This window comes from Kitasatospora sp. NPDC091276 (genome assembly GCF_040684355.1).
Taxonomy (GTDB): domain Bacteria; phylum Actinomycetota; class Actinomycetes; order Streptomycetales; family Streptomycetaceae; genus Kitasatospora.
Genome location: NZ_JBFBFU010000001.1, coordinates 44,136 through 68,258, shown reverse-complemented (window position 1 = coordinate 68,258; position 24,123 = coordinate 44,136). Strand labels below are relative to the sequence as shown.

15 protein-coding genes and 1 riboswitch are annotated in these 24,123 nt (G+C 76.0%); of the genes, 7 read left to right on the top strand and 8 right to left on the bottom strand.

Annotated elements, in window-relative coordinates; all coding sequences use genetic code 11:
* Window positions 1-302: 302 nt before the first annotated feature.
* The 4 genes from AB0O19_RS00260 to AB0O19_RS00245 are packed head-to-tail and all read left to right on the top strand — an operon-like array spanning window position 303 to window position 3,869.
* A complete protein-coding gene (locus tag AB0O19_RS00260) occupies window positions 303-2,432 on the top strand; it encodes an ATP-binding protein (RefSeq protein ID WP_363616489.1) in 2,130 nt (709 codons plus the stop codon).
* Window positions 2,432-2,863 (top strand): roadblock/LC7 domain-containing protein, encoded by a 432-nt coding sequence (locus AB0O19_RS00255; RefSeq protein ID WP_360205186.1) that lies wholly within the window; start codon window positions 2,432-2,434, stop codon window positions 2,861-2,863. The genes AB0O19_RS00260 and AB0O19_RS00255 overlap by 1 nt, the downstream gene beginning before the upstream one ends.
* Window positions 2,860-3,240: a DUF742 domain-containing protein gene (locus tag AB0O19_RS00250; protein ID WP_363579557.1), complete on the top strand. Its 381-nt coding sequence runs from the start codon at window positions 2,860-2,862 to the stop codon at window positions 3,238-3,240. Before AB0O19_RS00255 ends, AB0O19_RS00250 begins: the two co-directional genes overlap by 4 nt.
* Before the next feature lie 53 nt (window positions 3,241-3,293).
* Window positions 3,294-3,869 carry an ATP/GTP-binding protein gene (locus tag AB0O19_RS00245; protein WP_363616487.1) on the top strand — a complete coding sequence of 192 codons (576 nt, stop codon included), beginning with the start codon at window positions 3,294-3,296 and terminating at the stop codon, window positions 3,867-3,869.
* 133 nt (window positions 3,870-4,002) lie between these two features.
* On the opposite strand, the gene AB0O19_RS00240 is transcribed toward AB0O19_RS00245, so the two are convergent.
* The 8 genes from AB0O19_RS00240 to AB0O19_RS00205 form a co-directional block, all read right to left on the bottom strand.
* Complete coding sequence (locus AB0O19_RS00240) at window positions 4,003-4,482, bottom strand: MarR family transcriptional regulator (protein ID WP_363616485.1); 480 nt, start codon at window positions 4,480-4,482, stop codon at window positions 4,003-4,005.
* Between the two features lie 100 nt (window positions 4,483-4,582).
* Window positions 4,583-6,535: a hypothetical protein gene (locus AB0O19_RS00235; protein WP_363616483.1), complete on the bottom strand. Its 1,953-nt coding sequence runs from the start codon at window positions 6,533-6,535 to the stop codon at window positions 4,583-4,585.
* A 2-nt stretch (window positions 6,536-6,537) separates the two neighbouring features.
* Window positions 6,538-10,293, bottom strand: coding sequence for a DUF5682 family protein (locus tag AB0O19_RS00230; RefSeq protein WP_363616481.1), 3,756 nt, complete (start codon window positions 10,291-10,293; stop codon window positions 6,538-6,540).
* A gap of 4 nt (window positions 10,294-10,297) precedes the next feature.
* The gene (locus AB0O19_RS00225; RefSeq protein WP_363616479.1) at window positions 10,298-11,482 is read right to left on the bottom strand and encodes an AAA family ATPase; all 1,185 of its coding nucleotides are present in this window, start codon (window positions 11,480-11,482) and stop codon (window positions 10,298-10,300) included.
* On the bottom strand, window positions 11,479-16,662 hold the full coding sequence (locus AB0O19_RS00220; RefSeq protein WP_363616477.1) for a hypothetical protein: 5,184 nt from the start codon (window positions 16,660-16,662) through the stop codon (window positions 11,479-11,481). Before AB0O19_RS00220 ends, AB0O19_RS00225 begins: the two co-directional genes overlap by 4 nt.
* Complete coding sequence (locus tag AB0O19_RS00215) at window positions 16,659-17,507, bottom strand: DUF4132 domain-containing protein (RefSeq protein WP_363616998.1); 849 nt, start codon at window positions 17,505-17,507, stop codon at window positions 16,659-16,661. The genes AB0O19_RS00220 and AB0O19_RS00215 overlap by 4 nt, the downstream gene beginning before the upstream one ends.
* A 200-nt stretch (window positions 17,508-17,707) precedes the next feature.
* Window positions 17,708-18,493 carry an ABC transporter ATP-binding protein gene (locus AB0O19_RS00210; protein WP_363579569.1) on the bottom strand — a complete coding sequence of 262 codons (786 nt, stop codon included), beginning with the start codon at window positions 18,491-18,493 and terminating at the stop codon, window positions 17,708-17,710.
* A 141-nt stretch (window positions 18,494-18,634) separates the two neighbouring features.
* Window positions 18,635-19,663 (bottom strand): iron-siderophore ABC transporter substrate-binding protein, encoded by a 1,029-nt coding sequence (locus tag AB0O19_RS00205; RefSeq protein WP_363616475.1) that lies wholly within the window; start codon window positions 19,661-19,663, stop codon window positions 18,635-18,637.
* A 105-nt stretch (window positions 19,664-19,768) separates the two neighbouring features.
* Here AB0O19_RS00205 and fhuB point away from each other — a divergent pair, with 105 nt between their 5' ends.
* The 3 genes from fhuB to AB0O19_RS00190 all read left to right on the top strand — a co-directional run bounded on the left by fhuB (window position 19,769) and on the right by AB0O19_RS00190 (window position 24,063).
* Window positions 19,769-21,934, top strand: coding sequence for a Fe(3+)-hydroxamate ABC transporter permease FhuB (fhuB, locus tag AB0O19_RS00200; RefSeq protein WP_363616473.1), 2,166 nt, complete (start codon window positions 19,769-19,771; stop codon window positions 21,932-21,934).
* A 21-nt stretch (window positions 21,935-21,955) separates the two neighbouring features.
* A complete protein-coding gene (gene fes, locus AB0O19_RS00195; RefSeq protein WP_363616471.1) occupies window positions 21,956-23,071 on the top strand; it encodes an enterochelin esterase in 1,116 nt (371 codons plus the stop codon).
* A gap of 64 nt (window positions 23,072-23,135) precedes the next feature.
* Window positions 23,136-23,196: riboswitch (guanidine-III (ykkC-III) riboswitch) on the top strand.
* Between the two features lie 12 nt (window positions 23,197-23,208).
* Window positions 23,209-24,063: an MBL fold metallo-hydrolase gene (locus AB0O19_RS00190; protein ID WP_363616469.1), complete on the top strand. Its 855-nt coding sequence runs from the start codon at window positions 23,209-23,211 to the stop codon at window positions 24,061-24,063.
* The last annotated feature ends 60 nt before the right edge of the window (window positions 24,064-24,123 follow it).

The following is a 24,123-nucleotide window of genomic DNA, read 5'->3' as shown; positions in this document are numbered from 1 at the left end:
GCACCGTCCAGGCGCCGCCCGCGGCCGACGTGAGCTGCGACGTTCCGCCGGCGGACACTCCTTCCGGGCGCCTCCACCATCGCCATCACCCGTCCACATATCGTCAGTTGATGTTGCGATGAGGGCACTTGGGACTGATACCGTTCCTGCCGTCGGCGGCCGTGCTGCACCCCCGCCCGGGCGATGACACCGCGTCACCCCGTCCGGCCACCCCGGCCGTGGCGCCCTGAAGCCCCGGCCGGACCTCGTTCAGGCCGACCAGCCGTTCGGCCCAGCGACTCGGCCCTGCACCAAGGAATCAGATGCCAGGCATATCGGCCCCCCGCACGGCCCACCGCGCCGGCCGGTCCGGCTCGCTCCGCAGCTCGCTCCTCGCCCTCGTCCTGGTCCCCAGCCTGGGCCTCGCCGCCGCCTGGGGCTACGCCGCCTACCTGCTGCGCGGCGCCGAACACCGCACCGCCGTGATCGCCGGAAGCGCCGTCGTCGCCCTGGTCCTGCTGATCAGCCTGGTCCACGGCATCCGGACCGCGCGAACCCTGTCCGCCCGCCTCGGCGCACTGCGCGCCGACACCCTCGCGCTCGCCCAGGACGAGATCCCCGAGGTCGTCGGACGGCTGCGCGCCGGGGAGCCCGTGCCCACACCGCCCGCCTGGTCGCCGTCCCGCCGGACCGGCGACGAGGTCCAGCAGACCTCCGACGGCCTCGCCGCCGTCCGCCAGGCAGCCGTCGCCGCCATCATCCACCAGGCCCAGGGCCGCGAGGGGACGAAGAAGGTCTTCCTCAACATCGCCCGCCGCACCCAGATCCTGATCCACCGGCAGATCAGCATGCTCGACGCCCTGGAGCGCGAGCACGAGGAACCCGAGCTGCTGCGCGAACTGTTCGCGGTCGACCACCTCGCCACCCGGATGCGGCGCAACGCCGAGAACCTCGTCATCCTCGGCGGCGCCCTGCCCGCCCGGCGCTGGCGCAACGCCGTGCCCATGGTCAACGTGCTGCGCAGTGCCGTCTCCGAGACCGAGAACTACGCCCGCGTCGTCGTCCAGGGCGTGCCGCGCGCCTCACTCAGCGGACAGGCCGTCGCCGACGTCATCCACCTGATCGCCGAACTCATCGAGAACGGCACCACCTTCTCCCCGCCGTACACCCAGGTGCAGGTCTCCGCGCAGGAAGTCCCCAAGGGCCTGGCGGTCGAGGTCGAGGACCGCGGCCTCGGCATGGGCGAGGACGAGTACGAGCGGCTCAACGACTACCTGGCCAACCCGCCCGAGCTGGACGTCTCCGCCCTCGGCGACGACCTGCGCCTCGGCCTGTTCGTCGTCGCACGGCTGGCCGCCCGGCACGACATCCAGGTCACCCTGCGGCCCTCGCCCTACGGCGGCACCCGGGCCGTGGTGCTGGTGCCGTCGGTGCTGCTGGAGCAGGCCGAACAGCCGGCCGCCATGGCCGGGCTGCCGTCCGGCGCGCGGGTCACCCGGACCCCCGTCCCCGAGCCCCTGCGGGCGGCGGGCGGCAACGACCCCGGCGGTCCGGACGGGGGGCTGACCGGCGCGCTCGGCGGGCTGATCGGCACCGGACCGGGCGCTCCGGCGCCCGGGGCCGAGCCGGGTGCGCCCGGCGGGCCCGGGGCTGGTGGTGTCGCCGGCGGCCTGGTGGCGCCTGGTTTCCCCGGCGTGCCTGGTGTTCCCGGAGCTCCTGGCGTGCCCGGTGCGGGTGGCAGCGGTGTGATCATCGGCGAACTGCTCGCCCAGTACCCCCTGGAGGGCGGCCCGGCCGGGGGAGCCGCCCCCGGCCCGGCCAACGGCGGTCTGCCGGTCGGTGCCGAGATACCCGGCCTGCCCGGGGCCGTGGTCGTCCCCCGGCCCGTTCTCCCGCGCCCGTACGAGGTCCCGTCCGACGGTTCGCCCGGTGAGCCGACGGCCGACGGCCGTGCTGCGGACGTGCCGGCCGGAACCACGGCCGGGACCACGGCCGGGCCCTTCTACGGTGCCACCGCCGAGCCCCCTGCGCCCGCGCACGAACGCGCCCAGGAAAAACAGTTGCACCACGGACCGGACGGCGAACTGCGCACCCCGCGGGTCCTGCCACAGCGGGTCCGCAACGCCAGCCTCGCCGAACAGCTCCGCGAGGCCCACGCTCCCGGCGCCATGCCGCCCCCCGTGGTCGGCCCGCCGGCCCAGGCCGGGCCCTGGCACGGAGCCACCGGGGCCACCGGAGAAACCGGGGCCGCCAGGGCCGACGACCCGTCGCCACAGCGCTCCCGCACCACCATGGCCGCCATCCAGCGCGGCACCCGGACCGCCCGCGCGGCCGACCCCGACGCGCCGGCCATCCCCACCGCCCCCCAGGCGCCCGCCGCGCCCAACTTCCCGGCCGCACCTTCCGCCGCCCGGGAAGCCTCCGCCGTTCAGGAAGCCAAGGAACAGCAGTGATGACGCAGCACACCGACACCCAGCGCGACCTCAACTGGCTGCTGGACCAGCTGGTGGCGCGGGTACCCGAGACCCGGCACGCCATCGTCCTCTCCGAGGACGGCCTGCTGGTCGGCATGTCCCAGGGTCTCGACCGGGCCGACGCCGAACACCTCTCCGCCGTCGCCTCCGGCCTGCAGAGCCTCGCCCGCGGCGCCGGCCACCGCTTCAACGGCGGCCGGGTCCGGCAGACCGTGGTCGAGATGGACCAGCTGTTCCTGTTCGTCACCACCGCCGGGCAGGGCGCCCGGCTCGCCGTCCTCACCAGCGAGCAGGTGGACGCCGGGCTGATGGCCTACGAGATCAACATGCTGGTCAAGCAGGTCGGCCAGTACCTCACCGCGGCGCCGCGCAGCGACGCAGGCCAGGCCGGCGCGGGCGGCGGTGCGTGACCGCCGACGCCGACGAGGCCTGGTTCTACGACAAGGACGCAGGCCATCTGGTCCGCCCCTACGCGATCACCAACGGGCGCACCGGCCCGGTCCGTGACGGATTCGCGCTGATCACCCTGGTGGTCACCTCCGACCCGCGCACCGACACCAGCCGGCTCACGCCCGAACCGGCCGCGATCCTCGACCTGTGCCGCGAACGCCCGCTGGCCGTGGCCGAGATCGCGGCCACCCTCGACCTGCCGGTCAGCGTCGTCAAGGTGCTGCTCGACGACCTCGCCGAGGCCCGGCTGATCCTCACCCGCGCCCCGGTCCAGCTCGCCGAGGCGCCGGACATCTCGCTGATCCAGGCCGTGATCGAGGGCGTCCGCCGGCTCTGACCCTGCGGACCCGACCGCCCCGCACCTCTCAGTCCCACTCCAGGAGACCCGAATTGACGACCCAGAGCCTGGTGCCGGGCGCGGTCAAGATCCTCGTCGCCGGCGGCTTCGGCGTCGGCAAGACCACCATGGTCGGCTCGGTCAGCGAGATCGAACCGCTGCAGACCGAGGAGCGGATGACCCGCGCCAGCATCGGGGTCGACAGCCTCGACGGCGTCCAGGGCAAGTCCACCACCACCGTGGCGATGGACTTCGGCCGGATCACCGTCCGCGAGGACCTGGTGCTCTACCTGTTCGGCACACCCGGCCAGTTCCGGTTCTGGTTCATGTGGGACGACCTCGCGCTCGGCGCCCTCGGGGCGATCGTCCTCGCCGACACCCGGCGGCTCGAATCCAGCTTCGCCGCCGTGGACTTCTTCGAGCAGCGCGGCATCCCGTTCGCAATCGGCGTCAACTGCTTCCACGGCCGCCGCGACGCCAGCCCCGAGGACGTCCGGCGCGCCCTCGACCTCGACCCCGAGGTCCCGATCGTGCTCTGCGACGTGCGGGAACGGGCGTCCAGCAAGGAGCTGCTGCTCGCCTTGCTCGACCAGGTGCACCGCACTGCCCTGTCCGCCGGGCGGCGTTGAGCGTCCGGTCCGCACGGGCTTGCCGGCTTGCCGGGGCCGGCGCCGACCTTGATGTCGGGGTCGGGGTCGGGGTCGGGGTCCGGGTCAGGGCCGGGGTTCAGGCGTTGGACGGGGTTCAGGCGTTGGACGGGGTTCAGGCGTTGGACGGAGTGCGGCCGGTGAGCCCGGCCGGGTCGTCGAGTCCGGAGAGCGCGTGGACCAGCGGTGCCAGCTCCGGCACCTCGGCGGACTGCGCCAGCGTCGCCTCCAGGGTGGCGTCGTGCACCGGGCGGGCGGCCGTCAGCAGGGCGCGGCCCTCCGGCGTCAGCTCGGTGTAGATCCCGCGCCGGTCGTCGGCGCAGAGGTAGCGGCTGAGCAGCCCACGGTCCTCCAGCCTGGTCACCAGGCGTGTCGTCGCGCTGCTGCTCAGCGCCGCGGCGCGGGCCAGCTGCTGCATCCGCATGTGCCACCCGTCCTGCCGCGACAGGGCGTCCAGCACCGTGTACTCGACCACCGAGAGCCGGTGCTCCGCCTGCAGCGCCTTCTCCAGCGCCGCGTCGATCAGCCCGTGCAGCGCGGCGAGAGTCCGCCAGCCACGGGCCCGGACCTCGGCCGCGTCGTCGCGGATACCCATAGCTCGCCTTCCCTTCCACGTCCCTGCACGTCTCGCGACGTCTTCCCTGCGACAAGTATGCCAGCCGACGCGGATTAGCTGTCTATGCAAATACTTTTCCTTATACCTCCCCCTGATGCCGGTCCAGAACGGGCTCCCCGGCCCAGGCGGCGGCGCAGAGCGCGGCGGCCAGCTCCTCCGCGTAGCAGGCGGCCGCCAGCCAGGACCCGGCGAAGGCGTCGTGGTCGTCCGGGACCACCCGGCCGAACACGTCGCGGCGCCGGTCGGCCGCGGCGGCCCGCAGGGCGTCCAGGAGCTCGGCGGCCGTCACCAGCCCGGCGGCGCGCAGCAGGCTCCCGTCGGCGGCCGCCGTGGCCGCGCTCGGGGCCAGGGCGTGGCGCCCGGTGGTGACCGCCTGCTCGACCCGGCGGCCGAGCACGTGGACGGGTGGACCGTACGGGGCCTCGCTCGGGAGACCGGCCGGGAAGCCGGGCCCGGCATCGGCGGGTGCGGCATCGGCGGGTGCGGCGGTCCGCTGGCCGGCGGTCCGGAGGTCGGCGGTCCGGAGGTCCGCGGTCTGGAGGCGTTCGAGGCCGAGATTGACCCGGTCGGCCCGGTCCGCGGGGACGGCGAGCGAGGGAAGGCCGGGGACCTCGGGGACCGTCGAGGGCTCCGAGGGTGTGCCGATCGCGAGCAGGCGAAGCTCCGGCCGGTCCGATCGCTCCAGACGGCCGATCACCCGCAGCCGCAGGCCGGGCGCGGTGGCGAGCAGTGCGAGGTTCGCCCGGAAGGCCAGCCCCGGGTGCTCGTGCCCCGTGCACAGACCGACCACCAAGCCACCGTCGGCACCGCCCTCGCAGCGCGCCAGCAGCCTCGGCGCCCCGCCCGGGCCGGCCGGAGCCGGGCCCAGCAGAGTCACGTCCAGGAACAGCAGGTCGCTCCCGGCCGGACGGCCCTCGTACGGCAGCGGCTCCGCCGCGAGCGCCCGCGCCACCTGGGCGGCCGCCGGTTCGGCCCAGAGCGCGGCCACCGGCTCCGCCGTCCACGCCGCGCCCGCCGCCCGAACCGCCCGGACGGAAGCACCCGCGCCCAGCCGCCCGGCGGCGGACCGGGTGGCGCCCTGGACGGCCAGCCCGGCACGGCTGAACTCCCGGTGGCTGAGCGGGGCCTCCCCCAGCCGGACCGTCCGGTTGCCCGCACCGACCGCCTGCGGGGCCGCGGCCGCCACGTCACCGTGCGGCATCACCTCGGCCACCGTGCTGAGCCGCCCCCCGGCGTCCACCGCCCAACTCACCACTCCCGCATGCGTGGCCGTCAGCACCGGCTCGGCGAACAGCCCGTACAGCCGCAACCCGCCCTCCTCGCCGTACGCCTGGCGAGCGGTGCCGCGCAGCTCGGCGACCGGGCCGCAGCCGGTGCTCAGAGCGGTGGTCAGGTCAAGCAGCTCACGCAGACCGGCCACCAGGTCCGCCAGCCGGTGGTCCGGCGCCCCGGACCGGGCCGCGCGCACCCTCGTCACCACCGCGACCGCCGCCGCGGCCGGGCGGTACAACCCCGCCAGCCGCGCGCGGTGGGCCGCCCGCAGCAGCTCGGCCTGCGCGACCGCCCCCGCGCCGCTCACCCCGGCGGCCAGCACGGCACACCCGGCCCGGTGGAGGTGGCGGGCCGCCGCCACCTCCACCGGGGTGGGCCCGGCCTCGGGCTGCGCCTCCTCCGAGGACGCTGGGGCGACCTCGGTCGGCGTGACCTCCTCGGTCTCCTCGGCCAGCTCGGCCAGCTCGGCCAACGGGCAGAGCGTGACCGCAGCGGCCCGGTGCACGCAGGCCGGGGCCAGCAGGCAGCCGCAGCGCACGTCGGCCGCATCCGCGACCACCGCGCCCGGGGCGTGCAGCACGAGCGCCGTCTCCTCATCCACCTCCACCCGCCACTCGTCACCGCAACGGATCACCGGCCGCTCCGCCAGCTTCGCCGCCGCGCCGTCCAGCCGCTTCTGCAACCGGGCGCTCAACCCGGCCACCACCTCCGCGACCACCTCCGGCCGGACCACCGGCCAGCCGCTCGTCCGCTCCGTCACACTCATCGCACCTTCTCCCCCACCCAGCGGGCCAGTTCCAGCGGACTCAACGCCGCCACGGGCATGCCGGCCGCTACCAGCTGGCCCGCGACCGCCTTCGAATAGCGGGCCGTCCCCGTGTCGTCCAGCGCCGCGCAACCGAGCAGGTGCACACCGGAATCCACCAGTGCCCGGGTCTGGGCCAGCAGCCCGCCCACCGGACCGCCCTCCTCGAAGTCGCTGACCACCACGACCAGCGTCCGGGACGGCACCGTCACCAGCTTCCGCGCGTACCGCAGGCCGCCCGCGATGCTGGTGCCACCACCGATCCGCACCTCCAGCAGCACACTCAGCGGATCCTCCACCCGCTCGGTCAGGTCGACGATCTCGGTGGAGAACGCCACGAAGTGGGTGCTGAGCGAAGGCACTCCGGCCAGGATCGACGCCGTCAGCGCCGCCCAGACCGTCGACGCCTCCATCGACCCGGAGACGTCCACGACCAGGATCAACCGCCAGTCGGCCGACTGCCGGGCCCTGGTCCGGAACACCGGGCGCTCGGGCACGATGAGTGTGCCGCCGTCCCCCGACGGGCGGGCCGTGGCGAGATTGGCGCGAATGGTCCGGTCCAGGTCCAGTCCGCCACCCGGCCGACGCGTCAGACGCGGCACGCTGATCCCGGTCAGCGCCGGACGCAGCCTGGTCGCCAACGCGCGCGTCAGCTCGTCCACCAGACGCCGCACCAGCGGACGCAGCCGCGCCACCCTCGCCTCCGGCAGGCCGCCCGCATGCTCCAGCACCGTGCGCAGCAAGTCGACCGACGGGCGGACGGCGCCCGGCTCGATCGCCTCCAGGACGTCCGTCCGGCCCTGCGCCACGGCGGCCGCCAGCACCTCCTCCCGGACGCCCGGCCCGAACAGCGCCGACAGTTCCTCGGCCCACTCCCGCACCCCCGGGAAGGGCGCCTCGCGGCCTCCTCGCCCGGACCGCCCGTCCAGGCCCGGGCCGGAGCCCTCGCCTCGCCCGCTGCCGTACAACTCGTCCAGGGCAGTGGCGAGTCGGGCGCAACGCCCGTTCAGGCCACCGCTGCCGGGGCGGCCGAGGAGCAGCCGCCAGCGCTCGGCCGGGGCGAGGGCGTGCCGCGTGGCGACGGGTGCGGAAGGGAGAGGGCCGACGTGGTGCGGAGGCTCGGGCACCGGGTCGTCCCCGGGCGCCGGCAGCAGGCCGCGCCGGGCCAGCGCCGCGCGGGCGGCCAGATCCGCGCGGACCCAGCCGGCCACCACCGCCGGTGGGACGTCCTCGGGCAGGCTCGCGAGCCGGGTGCCCAGGCGTTCCTCGACCAGGACCAGCAACCGGTCCCGGGCGGCCGGACTGAGCGTGTCGAAGCCGCCGCGCAGCGCCGGCAGCCGGTCCAGGAAGGCGGCGTCGGGCAGCGAGGTGATCCGCTCCAGCACGGGCTCCAGCGCCTCCGGCGCGGCGGCGAACAACCCCTCCGCCGCCGTCAGCAGGCCGACCAGCCCCCGACCGAGCGCGTGCCGGGCCTCCGGACCGGTCGCCCCGTCCACCCACGAAGCCGCCCGCCCGCCCAGCACCTCCGCCCGCTCCCGGCCCAGCAGCACCCGCACCGCTCCGGCCGCACCTCGCACCAACGGACTCCCCCGGTCCGCGAGTTCGGCCAGCACGTGCCCCAGCCGCAACCCGCCGTCCAGGTCCGCCCGCCGCGCCAGCTCCACCAGCGCCCGCGCATCCGCCGGATCGTCCGACCCGCCCAGCCCCTCCAACTGCCGTACGGCCGCCACGGTCAACACCTCGCCCACCGCCCCCAACCGCCCCGCCCGCACAGCCGACGACCCGCACGCATCGGACGCATCGGACGCATCGGACGCATCGGACGCATCGGGCAACGGTGCGGAGCCGTCGGAGCCGTCGGGGGTGTCGGGTGAGGGGTATCCCGGGAGGTGGCCGGCGGCGAGGCGGTCGAGGAGGACCAGGGCATCGAGGAGTTCGGGGAGGGTGCCGGAGGACGGGAGGACGGCGGCGAGTTGGGTGAGGCGGGTGTCGGCGAGGGCCGGGAGGCCGCAGGCGGCCGCGTCGGTGAGGCCTTGGAGGACCTCGCGGGCGGTGGGACCGTCGGCCTGCTGTTCTCGGCGGAGGCGTTCGCGCAGGGTGCCTTCGGCGGCCTGCGCGGGAGTGACGCCTCGGGTGCCCGCGACGGTGAGCATCGCGGCGGTGGCCGGGGTCCAGTGGAGGCTCCAGCGCGTGCCGATGGTTTCGGTGCCGCCCGCGCCGGTGGTGGTGACGGGGTCGGCGTAGGGGACCCCGCAGGTGGTGAGGCGGTGGAGGAGGATCTCGCGGCGGCGGTCGAGGGGGGTGCGCAGCGGGTCGAGGCGGAGTTCGCGGGGCTCGGGGTCTGCGGGGCCGGGGAGGCCGAGGTCGGCGAGGAGGGTTTCGACGGCGGGGGCGAGCCCGCTGCGCGGGGCCGCGGGGGTGGCGCGGCCGGTTCGGGTGCCGACCAGGACGCGTTCGAGCGCCCGGGCGACGGCCCGGCCGCGGCCGAGGGGTTCGCCTTGGGCGAGGACGGTCTGGACGGCTTCGACGAGTTCGCCGCGGCCGGGGGCCGCGTGGCCGCGCAGGCGGGCGAGATCTCCGGCGAGGCGGACGATCTCGCGGGCGTCGGCCGGGCCGGAGGGGTGGTCCTGGCTGCGCAGTGCCTCGCAGATCCGGACGGCGGTGGTGGTGAGTGCCCGGGTGAGGCGGTCGGGGTCGCCGCCGGCGTCGAGGACGGTGTGCTGCCACTCGGGATCGCGGATGCCCGCCGGATAGCCGGAGCGGGCGTCGAGCAGCGGGTACGTGTAGGGGATCAGGGAGAGGGCGTGCCCGAGGTCGTCCGGGTGCGGCGGTTCCTCGGTGGCGGCGGGCCCGTCGAGCAGGGCGGGCGCGTGGAAGGCACCGACGACGACGGCGACCCGGCGCCCGTCGGCCGCAGCGGCCTGGATCCGGGCCCGCATCCAGGCTTCGCGCCGCAGGTCGTACGGGTCGACGCCGGAGCCGGTCTCGGCGTCGCGGCGCAGCGCCCAGCCGACCAGCAGGGCGGCGCGCCGGACGGCGTCGGGGGTGGAGCCGGGGGCTGCGGTCTCGACGAGGCGGTCCCACAGGTCGTCGTCAAAGGCGCGCCCGGTGAGGCGGTGGCGCAGCGCGTCGGCGACGCCGGGGGTGCCCGGGGCGTCGGCGACGGGCTGTCGTTCCCCGCGGAGCGTGGTGCGGTGGGCGAGCGGGAGGTCGCAGGCGAGCGTCTCGACGCCGTTGCGCCGGGCCCAGCGCAGGGCGACCAGCTCCGGGGAGAAGTCGGCGAACGGGTAGAAGGCGAGCCGGCCGGGGCCGGAATCGGCCGCGGTGCCCCGACCGCCCTCGCGGCCGGCCGGGGCGGCCGCGAGGGCGACGGGGGCCTGGGTGGCCTCGTCCGCCAGCCAGCCGAGCCAGGGCTGGAACTCGGCGGGGAGCTCGACCAGCACCACCTCGGGCTTGGCGGCGTCGAGCAGCGCGGGGAGGACCGCGCTGAGCGACGGCGCGTGGTGCCGCACGCCGATCAGGTAGGGCCCGGGCCGGCCGGTGCCGGAGGCCGCCAGTTGGTCGGCCGCGGCCCGGACGGCCCGGCGCGGGTCGCCCAAGCCGTCCAAGCCGTCCAGGTGGTCAGGACCGAGCGGACGGGCGGGGCCGTCCTGGTGGTCACGGCCGGCCTGGCGATCAGGGCCGGCCGGGGCGGGCGTCACCGTGCTGGTCATCGCCTCATGCCTCCAGGGCCGAGCGGAGGTCCCACAGGGTGCGCCAGGTGCCGGCGCCCTGTTCGGCGCGCCGGCGGACCGGTCCGTCCCAGTAGCCAAGCAGCCGGGCGGCGTCGGCCGGGTCGTCCTTGCGCACGACGCCGATGAGCTGGCCGGGGAGGCGGCCGAGCAGGTCGCCGCCGTCGGGCAGGTAGGCGGCGGTGACACCGAGCGCGGTGGCGACCGAGACGGCTTCCGCGGTGCTCATCACGGTGGACGGGCGCTCGACGTCCCAGCCTTCGGTGGAGCGGCCTGTGCGCAGGTCGCGGAAGGCGGTGACGAGGGCCTCCAGGACGGCGTCGTCCACCGCGTAGGTGGCTCCGGCCCGGGCGACGGCGACGGTCGACTGCCGGCGGACGAGTTCGACCTCGGCGGCGAGGCTGGCGATCGGACCGACCGTCTCGAAGTTGAACCGCCGCTTGAGCGCCGCGGACATCTCGCTGACGCCCTTGTCCCTCAGGTTGGCGGTGGCGATCAGGGTGAAACCGGCGGCGGCGTGCAGCTGTCCGTCCGGGGTGCCGGCCAACTCGGGGACAGCGACCCGCCGTTCGGAGAGCAGGGAGACCAGCGCGTCCTGCACCTCGGGCAGGCAGCGGGTCACCTCCTCGACGCGGGCCACCGCCCCGACGGTCATCGCGGTGAGCACCGGGGAGGGCACCAGGGCGTCCCGGCTGGGCCCCTTGGCGAGCAGGAGGGCGTAGTTCCAGCCGTACTTGAGCTGGTCCTCGGTGGTGCCGGCGGTGCCCTGGACGGTGAGCGCGCTGGTGCCGCAGACGGCGGCGGCGAGCAGTTCGGAGAGCATGGACTTGGCGGTGCCGGGCTCGCCGACGAGCAGCAGGCCGCGCTCCCCGGCGAGGGTGACGACGCAGCGTTCGACGAGGGCGCGCTCGCCGACGAACTTCTGCTCGATGGCGAGGCCGCGGCGGCCGGCCTTGAGCTTCTCGCCGTCGCTGCCCATGACGAAGGTGACGACGGCGCGCGGGGTGAGCCGCCAGCCGGGCGGGCGCGGGCCGGTGTCGTACGCGGCCAGGAACTCCAGTTCGGCGGCGTGTTTCTCCTCGGGCGGGATGATCTGCCGGCTCGCGGGGGCGGCGTCGACACTCACCGGTGTGCTGTTCGTCGGTGTGCTGTTCGTCGGCGTGGCGCTCATCGGCGGGCCTTCCTGCGCTTGCTGGTCTGGAGCTCTTCGTAGCCGGGGGCGTCGCCGTCGAGGGTCCGCTGCCAGGCCCGGGCGAACAGCTCCGGGACGGGCAGGTAGGGCAGCGAGACGCGGTGGGTGGGCAGTTCGTAGAGCGCGGCCTTCCAGGTCTCGGCGGGCAGGGCGGGGGCCTTGGCCTCCTGCCAGCCGCCGGGCAGGAAGAGGGTGCGGCCGGCCCGGGCCCGCTTGGCCTCCAGCACCAGGTCGGTGGCGGCGAGTTCGGCGCGGGCGCGCTTGAGCCTGGCCGGCTTCCAGCCCGTCCAGCGGGCGATGTTGCGGTCGGCGGGGTCGGGCAGGGCCAGCAGTTGGAGGTAGAGCACCGCGGCGTCCTCGCCGAGGCCGTGGGCCCGGGCCGCCTCGGCGACCAGGTCGGGGACGGTGAGCTGCGGGTGCTGTAGCCAGGCCGCGGCGTCACCGGCCGCGGCGGCGGGGCCGGCGGCGGCGGCCGCCAGACGCTCCACTTCGCCGCGCAGGACGGCCTCGATGGCGCCCCGCTCGGTTTCCAGCCAGTAGCTGGCGCCCAGCCCGCCGAGCAGTTCGAGCACCGGGTCCTCGGGGCCGGTGAGCCCGGCCGGGCGCAGCCAGACCCGCTCGTACTCGCCGTGGTAGGGCGTCAGGACGAGGGCCGGGCCGCAGTCGACCAGTCCGTTCGGGTCGACTCCGCCCGCGGCCGGCAGGCCGAAGTGGGGGCGCAGGACGGCCGACATCGAGGCGCCCTTGGTGGTGTGGACGAGGTGGAGGTCGAGCAGCAGGTCGGGGTCGGCGAGGCGGCTTCGCAGCGCGGCGGCGGCCGTGGGCAGCAGCGGGCGCAGCGGGCTGTCGGCGGGCAGGTGGTAGGCGAGCCAGCGCAGGGCGTCGACGGCGTGGCCGAGGTCGCCGGAGGCGGGTGCGGCGCTCTGGTCCTCGGCGAGCAGCTGGGGGGTGGACCCGCCGTCGTCGCTGAGCCGGAAGGCCGTGGTGCCGGTCAGCCAGGGGGTCTGTGCGAGGTTGAGCACAGCCTCGATGTGTTCGATCCGCGCGCCCGTGACGGTGGCCTGGGCGGCCTCGGGGAGGGTGACCAGCCGGCCGAAGTGCCGGATCCAGGCGGCGGCGCCGGCGTCGACGTCGGGGCCCTCCGTCCAGAGGGTCTTCGGGTCGGCGGGCAGCAGGGCGCCCCAGACGTCGGCGAGGGTGGTCCGGTCGCGACCGCGCAGCCAGTCCCGGGCGGCCTTGGCCTCGGTGGACTTGAGGCCGTACTCGGCGAGGCGGTCGGCGGGCAGGACGGCGCTGTGCCACTGGAAGAGCCCGGGCGGCGGGCTGAGCAGCAGGGCGGCGCGGGCGGCACCGATCCCGGTGAGCCCGCCGAAGGCGATGGCACGGGCGGGCTGCCAGGGGGCGCCGCCGTGCAGCACGGCCGCCTGCCGGAGGGCGGCGATCCAGGCGGCGTCGACCCGCTCCTCGGTGCCGCGTTCCTTGACGGTGGTGAAGTGGGCGACGGGGCCGAACGCGCCGCTCGGGTCGTGGTCGACGGCGTACCACTGCTCCGTGCCCTCGTGGTGCCGACGGTGGCCGAGGATGACGACGGTGCGGTCGCCGTGGCGCAGCACCTGCCCCTCGCGGGGGACGGCGGGCCGGCGGCGGTCGGCGCGGTCGGCGGGTTCGCCGAGGACGATCTCGCGCAGGGTGGCGCCGCGGTCGGCGAGCACTCCCTCGGTCAGTTCGCCGAGGAGCAGCACGAGGCTGGCGCGGTGGGCCGGTTCGGTGAGCGGGGCGGCCACCGCGTAGGCGAGGGTGTCGAGACGGCCGAGCAGGTGGAGCCAGCCGTGGTGGGTGTCGCCGTGTTGCAGGGTGACGGTGGCCTGGGTGCTCCAGCCCTCGCCGGTGGCGGTCGGCGGGTCGGCCAGGACGGCGGTGACGGCGCGCAGGTTGGTGAGCACCCGCCACCGGTCTCCGTCGCCCCAGTTGGGGCCGAAGCAGGCGACGTCGGGCAGGAGGGTGGTGACGGCCTCGCGCAGTTCGTGGTCACGGCCGTGCTCGGGCCGGTACCCGGCCGCCTCGGCCTTGGACGGCTTCTCGGCCTCCGGCTGCGGGACGAACCGGGCGGTCCGGTCGAGCAGGTCGGCGGCGGTGCGGGCGAGCCCGGCGACCCCGGCGAGCAGCAGCGGGTGGCTGATGCCGGGCAGGACGGTGCCGACCGCCTGAACGGGCAGGGCGCGGCGGGCGCCACCGGAGCGGGCGAGCGGGCGCCGGACGCCCTGGACGGTGATCCAGCGCTGCTCCTCCTCGGGCGCGGGCCGGCTGTCGGTCGGCCAGGCGGCGTCGATCAGGCGGGCGGCCTGCTCGGTGTCGACGCCACGCAGGACGCGGGAGCCTGCCTCGTCGCGGGGCCGCAGGGCGTGCCAGTGGTCGAGCGGGGGGACGAGCCCGGTGCCGGCGGCGGCGAAGTCCCCCGGGCGGCAGGGGCGCAGGTCGGCGGTGCGGTCGGTGTCCGTGGCCAGGTCGGGCAGGCTGAGGGCGAGGCCGCCGCGCTGCGCCTCGGTGACGACCGGTCGGGCCTGACCGGGGAGGGTGAGGCGGCCGACCGGGACGTGGTCCGGGTGGCCGTCGGTGATCGGCAGGACGATGGCCTGTCCGTCGGCGGTCGTGGTGGTGACGGCGCGGCCGGGGTCGATCCGGACCCAGCTGCCGAGCACGGTGCCGTCGGTGCCGAGCGGCGTCTGCTCCAGGCCGGGCTGGAGCGGCAGCAGTCGGGCGCGAGCAGCGGGCAGCCAGCCTGCGGCCGCGGTGGCGGCGATCACCGGTGGTTCGGCGGCGCGACCGAGGGCGCCGGTGTGCGGGTCGAGTTCGCGCAGGACGGCGCCGTCCTGGCCGTAGCGCAGCGTCCAGTGGCCGGTGCCGTCGCCGAGGACCCGGTGTTCGCCGGGCATCCGGGTGTCGCCGGGGTGCAGCGGGCGTTCGCCGGTGGTGCGGCCGCCGCCGGGCAGCGGGAGGGAGGGGGGCTCGGGATCCCGGTCGCCGTAGTAGTAGCCGGCGATGGTCTCGCCGGTGAGTTCGATGACCTCGCCGGGCCGGCTGGACCAGTAGGCGTGCTGCTTTCCGTCCTGGTACCAGGCGACGAGGAGTTCGCCGTCGACGAAGCGCAGCCGGGGCTGGTTCCAGCGTTCCTTCGCCGGGGGCAGGCGCAGGGTGTGTTCCAGCAGGACGCCCTGCGGGCCGACCACGACGGCCTGGTCGTGGCGGGCGAGGATCAGGTGCGGCCAGGCGTCCTCGACGATCAGGCCGGTGAGGCGCCCGCCGTTGAGGCCGGGGGTGTCGGGCGACTCCGAGTCCGGCCCGGCGGAGTCGGGGTCCGCAGGGTCCACGGGCTTGGCGGGGTCGGTCGGGTCGGTCGGGTCGGTCGGGTCGGTCGGGTCGGCGAGCTTGGCCAGCGCCTCTTCCAGGGCGGGCCAGCCGAGTTCGTCGAGGATGCCGGCGCCGAGCGCCCCGGCGAGCAGGGCGGTGACGTCGAGGGCGGCGATCCGCTCGGCGGCGGCCGGGGCGACGGCCCGCACGGCGGTGCGGTACGGGCTCAGCGACTGCACCAGGTCGGCGGCGCCGGCCAGGCCGCGGGCGGCGGTCAGCTCGTCGGCCCGGAGTTCGGCCCACTCCTCGAACAGGCGGCGCAGCAGCGGCAGGGCGGGCACCTGCCGCTTGACGGCGGTGTCCCAGGCGGGCGGGGTCGCGGCGCGCAGGGCGGGCCGGAAGCGCGGGTCGGCGGCGACGGCCGCGAGGCCGGTGCTGTCGGCGCCGCACTGGTCGACCCAGTCCTTGAGGTCGAACCGGTGGGTGGCCGACGGGTCGGCGACGGGCACGCCGTCGGCGAGCAGCTGGTCCAGCAGGTCGAGTTGGGTCTGGCTGCGGCGGACGTCGGTGTACAGGTCCACCGGGACTCCGTCGGCCCGCAGCCGCTCGGCCATCCGGCCGGCCAGGGCGACGGTGGCGGCGCAGCTGGGCCGGGAGCGCCAGCCGCGCCCGAGGTGGTGGCACCAGCGCCGGAGCCACGCGGCGGCAGGCTCGGAGCCCTCGGCGCCCTCGGGGCGCGGGCCGGTGAGCAGCTGCTCGGCCCCGGTCTCGGCGAGCAGGCCGAGCCAGGTGGTGTCGTTCAGGGCGGCGTCGGTGCCGGCCGGGTCGGGCATCAGCTCCAGCAGCCGGGCCCGGACCGCCGGGTCGCGCCGGCCGAGTTCGGTCAGGGAACCGTGCCAGGACTTCCAGAACGCGCCGGGCGCCCGGTTGACGCCCGGGGCGGCCAGCAGTTCGGCGAGCAGCGCCTGTTCGTGCTCGGCGCGGTCCAGCCCGGCGGCCTTGATCAGCGCGCGGGCGTCCTCGGCGACCCCGGCGTAGGGGGCCATGCCGGCGGCGGAGCGCTCGGTGCACAGCTGGCGGAAGCGCTGCCAGGCGGTCAGCGCGTCGAGCCGTCCGGCGAGCTCCTTGACGTACTGGCGCAGGGACTTGACGGTGAGCGCGCCGGCCAGGGCGAACTCCAGGAAGACGGCGCGCAGCCGCTCCTCGTCGACCGTCAGGCGGTAGGTGCGCTCGGCCTCGCGGGCCTTGCCGAAGTAGCTGGCGGCGTAGGTCTGGTTGCCGTGGGCGAGGAAGATCCGGCCGACCTCCTCGCAGAAGGTGGGCAGGAAGTGCGGCACGGCGCGGCCGAGACGGGCGGCCAGCGCCTCGAACCCGTCCTTGGCGGTGCCGGGCTTGGACCGGGCCTGGCGGGAGAGCCGTTCCATCTCCTTGACCAGGGCGAGCGCGTGGTGCCCGTTGGCCGGGTCGTGGACCAGCGCCCAGGCGGGGAAGCCGAGCGCCTCCTGGCGGACCTGGCCGACCTCGGCGGGCGCGCCGTCGGGGACGAGCCCGAGGAAGTCGACGGCGAGGTCCTCGGCCGGTCCGAGCGCACCGGGGACCAGCCGGACGATCCGGCGCCCGTCGAGCGCGGGGTGGGTGTAGGCGCGGGCGGTGAGCACGTCGGCGGCGCTGTCGGGGCGGCCAGCGCCGGGCAGGGTGCCGGGCGGGAGCACGGCCCCCGCGTCGAGCAGCCGCTCGTGCGGCCCGGTGTCCTGGGCGGCCGCCCGGTCGGCGTCCTGAACGGCCCTCTGGTCGAGTCCGGTGGCGGTCATGCGGCGTCCTCCCCTTCGATGGTGCGGCCTGCGTACAGTGCGGCGGCCATCCGCATGCCCTCGGACCAGGCGATCGGGCCGACCTCGGCGAGCGGCAGCACCCGGCCGTCCGGGCCCGCCCAGCTGAGCGCACCCGTCTCGCAGGCGTCGTACTCGTAGTAGTCGCCCACCCAGACGCGGGCCTCGACGGTGCGCCCCGCCTCCACCACGGGCTGGACGGCGGAGCCGCCGCGCACCCGGTGGCCGAGCCGGGCGCAGCGTCCGAGCAGCTCGCGCAGCTCCCGGTAGCGGCCGCCGGCGTAGGTGGTGACCTCGGTGCCGGCCGGCAGTTCGTCCGGCCGGTGCCAGACCTCCCGGTAGAGCTGCGGCACTCGCTGGGAGACACCGAGCTCGACGGCGAACTCGCGCAGGTCGTCGAGGTCCGGGAGCAGCACGGGGTGGGGTATCAGGATCTCTCCGCCGGTGAGCCGGACGGTGTCGCCGTCCAGGTCCACCAGGCCGATCCCGCGCTCGGCGTCCGCACCGCGCAGGAAGCCGGCGACGGCGCCGTCCGAGCCGGTGACCACCAGGTCGCGCAGGACGGCCTGCCAGGCCTCGTCCGCCCAGACCGCGGTCAGCACGGCGGCGGGCACCGGCAGCGAGCGCACCATCCACCGCTCGACGTCCTCCTGGCAGCGCCGCTCGTGCGCGGCCAGCCACTCGGTGAGCTGCCTCAGCTGGACGACCACCGGATCGTCACCGAGCTTCGACGGCAGGGACTTCAGCTCGCGGCCCGCCGCGTTGCGGCAGACCACCTTGCCCTCCCCGTCGAGCGCGACGCGGTACCCTCCCGCGCCTGTTTCCACCCATGCCACGGACGTCTCCTCCCACCTGCCGGTCAGCGATGCGAGGAACGTAGCGAGGCCCACTGACAAAGCGGCAGCCGGAGAGGCCGCTCCGCGGCTTCCTGGGCGCAAACCCGTCGAACGAGTGAACGGGGCAGACGGCACGCCGCCTGCCCCGCCACCCGCCTCCCGTCGCGCGCCAGGTCATGCCTGACGCATCGTCAACGCACCGGCGCCGCACGGGGAACGATCACCGGCGCGCCGTCCCCGGGGGCGGCGAGCACGTCGCTGTCGATGTCGTACAGCGCGCGCACGAGCGGTGCGTCGACCACCTCGCGGGGCGGGCCGCAGGCCACCACCGAACCGTCGCGCAGGGCGACGACCAGGTCGGCGTAGCGGGCCGCCGCCGCGAGGTCGTGCAGCACCATGACGACCGTCCGCCCGCCGGCGGCGACCTCGCGGACCAGTTCCAGCACCTCGACGGCGTGCCCGAGGTCGAGCGCGCTGGTGGGTTCGTCGAGCAGCACGACGGGCGCGTCCTGGGCGAGCACCATGGCGAGCCAGCAGCGCTGCCGCTGGCCGCCGGAGAGGCGGTCCAGCCGGCGGTCGGCGAGTTCCTCGACGCCGGTGGCGCGCAGCGCCCCGGCGGTGAGCCGCTCGTCGTCGGCCGACCACTGGCGGAAGAGCCCCTGGTGCGGGTGGCGGCCGTAGCGGACGAGTCCGGCGACGGTGACCGCCTCGGGGGCCTGCGGGCTCTGCGGGAGCAGCGCGACCCGGTGCGCGGCCTGGCGCGGCCGCAGCCGCCAGACGTCCTCGCCGCCGACCAGCACCCGCCCGCCGTCCGGCCGGTGCAGCCGGGCGACGGCCCGCAGCAGGGTGGACTTGCCGCAGCCGTTCGGGCCGACGACGGCCACCACCCGGCCGGCCGGGACGGTGAGGTCGACGCCGGCGAGCACCGGGCGGCCGGGGCCGTAGCCGGCGGTGAGGCCCTGGATCGTCAACTCCATCGGGGGTTCCTTCGGTTGGAGGGGGCTGCGGGCCGGCCGGGCAAGGTGCCGGCCGACCGGGTACGAGCCCGAGCGCGGGCGCGATCCCGGACAGGGCCCGAACGCGGAAACGGCCCCGGACAGGGCCCGAACGCGGACCGGTCAGGAGGCGGCGAGCGCCTTGCCGATGTCGCCGATGACCACGTCGGCCGCGAGCGGCCCGCCGCGGGTGGACCAGACCGAACCGTCCACGGTGACGGCGTGCTTGTTCTTCACCGCGCCCAGCTCCTGGTAGGCGGGCTTGGACTGGACGTCCTTGAGCGCGGTCTTGCCGTCGTCGGTGAGGGTGGACAGGAACAGCCAGTCGCCGTCGATCTCGGCGAGCTTCTCCAGGCTGAGCGCCGGGCTGTGCGCGTTGCCGTCCTTGTCCTGCGCGGCCGGGCGGGTGAGGCCCATGTCGAGGGCGACGCCGCTGGCGAACTGCTTCTTCTCCATCCAGCTCGGCCCGGTCGGGTTCCAGCGGACGATGGAGACGGCCGCGCCCTTGTTCTTGCCGAGGTCGCCACCGGCCTTGGCCGCCTTGGCCTCGTAGTCGGCGATCACCTTGTTGGTCTGGTCGAGCTTGTTGACGGCGTTTCCGATGCCGCGGAAGGCGAGCTTCCAGTCGTCGGTGGGCGCCATGGTGACGAGGGTGGCGGGGGTGATCTCGCGCAGCTGCTTGAGCATCTGCTCGTCCTGCATGTCGCCGGCCAGGATGAGGTCGGGCTTGGCGGCGATGACCTTGTCCATCACGGGCTGCAGCAGGTTGCCGACCACCGGGACGCCCTGGACCTTGTCCTTGAGGTAGGCGGGCGGCTCGTTGAGCCCCTGGCCGTTGGTGATGCCGACGGGCTTGACGCCGAGGGCGAGCACCGCGTCGAGGTCCTCCTGGGTGAGGGTGACGATCCGCTGGGGCGCGGCGGGGATCTCGACGGCCTTGCCGGTCGCGTCCTTGACGGTGCGCTTGCCGCCGGCCGCGTCCGCCGCCGGGCTGCCGGCGGCGGCGGAGGAGCCGCCCGCGGAGCCCGAGGATCCGGAGGAGGACCCGGAGGAGCCGCACCCGGCGAGCAGGAGGGCGGCCGCCCCGGTGACGGCCAGCGCCCGGGCCGCGCGGCGGCGGACGGGGTGGAGCGGGCTCTGGGCGAACGGCATGGGTGCCTCCGGGCAGCGGTGGTACGGGGGTTGGGCGGCGTCCGGGCGACCCGGCACGGTGACGGTGCCCACAGGACGATGCGCTCATTAGGTTAGCCTTACCTTATGACATTGTCGCAAGTGGGCGCCCCCGGGGAGTCCCGCACCGAGCCGGACGCCCCGCCGCCGCCGACGCCACCGCGCGGGGACGGCCGCCGGGCCGCCTGGCCGATCGCCCTCGGCGCGGTCGCGGTCCTGCTCGCCCTCGCCGCGCTCTCGCTGTCCGTCGGCGCCGGGGAGGTCGGCCCCGGGCGGGTGCTGGACTACCTGCTGGACCGCCACGGCGCCCGCGCGGACGGCCGGCTCGCCCTCGTCGTCGGCGACCTGCGCCTGCCCCGCACGGCCACCGCCCTGCTGGTCGGCGCCGCGCTCGGGGTCGCCGGGGCGCAGTTGCAGTCCGTCACCCGCAACCCGCTCGCCGAGACCGGACTGCTCGGCGTCAACGCCGGCGCCTCGTTGGGGGTCGTGCTCGGCATCGCCGTGCTCGGCATCCAGACCTCGTACGGGTACCTGGCCTTCGCCTTCGGCGGCGCCGTGCTCGCCAGCACGCTGGTGCTGCTCATCGCGGGTGCCCGGGGCGGGTCTCCGATGCGGCTGGTGCTCGGCGGCTCGGCGGTCGGCGCCACCTTCGGCGGGCTCACCGGCGTGCTGATCGTCAACTCTCCCGAGGCGTACGACCGGTACCGGGTGTGGGTACTCGGCTCGCTGGCCGGGGTGGAGGGCTGGACGACGCTGCGCCAGCTCGCCCCGGTGCTCGGCGTGGGCTTCCTGCTCGCCCTGCTCGCCACCCGGCCGCTCACCGCGCTCGCGCTCGGCGACGACCTCGCCCGCGGTCTCGGCCACCGGCCCGGCGCCACCCGGGCCGCGGTCGCCTTCGCCGTCACCCTGCTGACCGCCTCAGCCGTCGCGCTGGCCGGCCCGATCTCCTTCCTCGGCCTGCTCGCCGGGTTCCTGGCGCGGGCCGTCGCCGGCCCCAGGGTCGGGCAACTCACCGTGCTCGCAGGTCTGTTCGGTGCCGCCGTGCTCACCGGGGCCGATGTGCTGGCCCGGGTGGTGGCCCGCCCGTTCGAGGCGCCGGTGTCGGTGATCGTCTCCCTGGTCGGCGCCCCCGCGCTGATCGCGATCGTCCGCTCCCGCCGGACCGCCGCGCTCGGCATGGCCGACCCGGCCGAGCCCGCCCCCGTCCGGCGGTCCGAGCCGCCCGCGCCGAAACCCGACCTGGTGCTGCGGCGCGGCGCCTGGTCGCTGCTGCTCCCCCGCCGGGCGCTGCTCGCCTCGCTCGCCCTGGCCGCGGCGCTGCTCGCCGTCGTCGTCGTGTCCGCCCACGCCGGGCAGAGCGAACTCGGCCTCGGCCGCACGCTCCAGGCCGTGTTCGGCTACGGCGACCGGCTGGACGTGCTGCTGGTGCAGAAGTTCCGGCTCGGCCGGATCGTCGCCGGGCTCGCCGCCGGCGCCGCCCTCGGCCTGGCCGGCTGCCTCACCCAGACCCTCGCCCGCAACCGCCTCGCCACCCCCGAACTGCTCGGCGTCAACGACGGTGCCACCGCCGCCGTCCTGATCTCCGCCACCGTCTCCGGCACCTTCGGCGCCTGGTGGGCCGGCCCGCTCGGCGCGCTGGCCGCCGTCCTGGTCGTCACCCTGGTCTCCGGCGGGCTCGGCGCGCAGGGCTACCGGGTGCTGGTCGTCGGCCTCGCGATGTCCGCGCTCGCCTCGGCCGTCATCCAGGTCGCGCTCGCCCGCCGCTCGCTCAACTCGGCCGGTTCGCTGTACGTCTGGACCTCCGGAAGTCTCAACGGGCGGGACTACGCCGTCGCCACCCCGGTCCTGATCGGGCTGGCCGTGCTCGTACCGCTCGCGCTGGCGGTGGCCCGGCGGCTGGCGGTGCTGCGCTTCGACGACAGCGTGGCCGCCTCGCTGGGCGTCGACCCGGGCCGGGTCCGGCTCGGCTGCCTGCTGCTGGCCGTCGCGCTGGCCGGGCTGGCCGTCGGCGTGTGCGGGCCGGTCGGCTTCGTCGCGCTGGCCGCGCCCGTGATCGCCGGACGGCTGGCCGGGCCGGCGCGCGTGCCGGTCCTCGGCTCGGCACTGACCGGCGCCGTCCTCGTCGTGCTCGCCGACACCGTGGGGCGGGTGCTGATCGGCGGGGTGGAGATCCCGGTCGGCATCGTCACCACCGTCCTCGGCGGCCCCTTCCTGCTCTGGGTGCTGCTCGGCCGCAAGGGCACCCCCGCTTAACCTCCCCGAGGAGTACCGCAGATGGAAACCCTTCCCCTCGTCGAGCCCGATCCGGCCGACCCCGCCTACCGCCTGGTCACCTTCGTGCACGAGGACGCGTCGTGCGACGGCGTGCTCGCTCTCCTGCACACCGTCACCGACAAGGACCGGCACGACGGCGACCTCTCCCCGCACCTGATGACCCGCCGCGACGACGGCCGCTGGTCGATCACCTACCGGCTGCGCGCCGACCACCGGGCGTCCTACCAGCTGTACCCGTTCCGGGGGGACGCCCCCGGCACCGCCCGGGCGGACTGGCTGCGCGTCCTCGACCACGCCCGCCCCGACCCGCACGACGCAGCCCCCCGGCTGCCCGCCCGCGACGGGCGCCACCCGTCGTCCGTGCTCAGCCTGCCCGACGCCCCCGCCCAGCCGTACGTCCGGCGGCGCGACGGCGTGCCGCGCGGGCGGACGGTGGCCCACGAGGTGGCCGGGCGGCGGGTGGACGTCCACCTCCCCGCCGGGGGCGGGCCTTCCGCCGGTGGCGGGCCGTTCGCGGTGGCCGTGCTGCTGGACGGCGAGATGTGGGGCGAGGTGCTGTCGGTCGGCGACACCCTCGACAACCTGGCGGCGGACGGCGCCATCCCGCCCACCGTCGCCCTGCTCGTCCACACCATGGGCCCCTGCCGACCCGACGACCTCAGCTGCAACCCGGCCTTCGTCGACCTCCTCGCCGACCGCCTCCTCCCCTGGGCGGCGGCGGAGTTCGGCACCACCACCGACCCGGCCGCCACCGTGATCGCCGGCCAGAGCGCGGGCGGCCTCACCGCCGCCTTCGCCGCGTTCCGGCGCCCCGACCGCTTCGGCGGCGCGCTCTGCCAGTCCGGTTCCTTCTGGTGGCCGGACGAGACCGAGTTCGACGAGGGCAGTGAGTGGCTGACCCGCCAATTCGCCCGCGAGCAAAGGCGGGAGGCCCGGTTCTACGTCGAGGTCGGCCTCCAGGAGTGGATGCTGCTCCCGCAGAACCGCCACCTGCGCGACGTCCTCACCGCCCGCGGCTACGACCTCGCGTACCGCGAGTTCAACGGCGGCCACGACTACGCCTGTTGGCGCGGCGGGCTGGCGGACGGGCTGGCGCACCTGCTCGGGGGTGCCTGACGGTCCCCACCGGGTCGGCGGACCGGCGCGCCGCGACGGGGGCGTGCTAGCGTCCCGGTGGCGGCGCGCCGGTGACCGCCCCGGACGAGATGTGCGCCGTACCCGGCCCGCCAAGACGACGCACCGAGGGAGACGTCATGGCCGCCGGTGCCCCGCTCGCCCGTCCGCTCGACGTGCGGTGGATCCACGGGTCCCCGTCCGCGAAGCACAACACGGACCCGGACATCCAGGTCCACGCGTACGACGAGCACACCGTCATCCTGCGGCAGAACAAGGCGGTCGACTACGAGGCGCCGTTCCTGTTCCTGCTGTTCGGGGGCGAGCGGGCGGTCCTGATCGACACCGGGGCCACCGCCTCCGCCGCGTACTTCCCGCTGCGCACCGTGGTCGACGGCCTCATCGACCAATGGCTCGCCGACCACCCCCGCGACGGCTACGGACTGCTCGTCCTGCACACCCACCCGCACGGCGACCACGTCGCGGGCGACGGGCAGTTCGCCGACCGGCCCGCGACGACCCTGGTCAGCGCCGACCCGGCCACGGCCTGGCCGTACTTCGGCTTCGACCAGGACCCGGACGCCGTCGCGCGGGTGGACCTGGGCGGCGGCCGGGTGCTCGAATGCCTGGCCACCCCGGGCCACCACCCGGCGGCCGTCACCTACTACGACCCGTGGACGGGCCTGCTGCTCACCGGCGACACCGTCTACCCGGGCCGCCTCTACATCGACGACTGGCCGGCCTTCACCCGCACCGTCGACCGGCTGATCGACTTCGCCGAACGCCGCCCGGTGACGCACCTGCTCGGCTGCCACATCGAGATGACCCGCACCCCCGGCGTCGACTACCCCATCCGCACGACCCACCAGCCCGACGAGCCGCCCCTGCAGCTGACCGTCGGACACCTCCGGGCCATCCGCACCGCACTCGCCGACCTCGGCGACCGGCCGCGTCGGCACGCCCTGCCCGACCTGATCCTCTGGCCGAGCGCCTGAGCCCGGAAGGCCGCGTCCACCGAACTGACGCCGCACCCCGCGATCGCGGGGTGCGGCGTG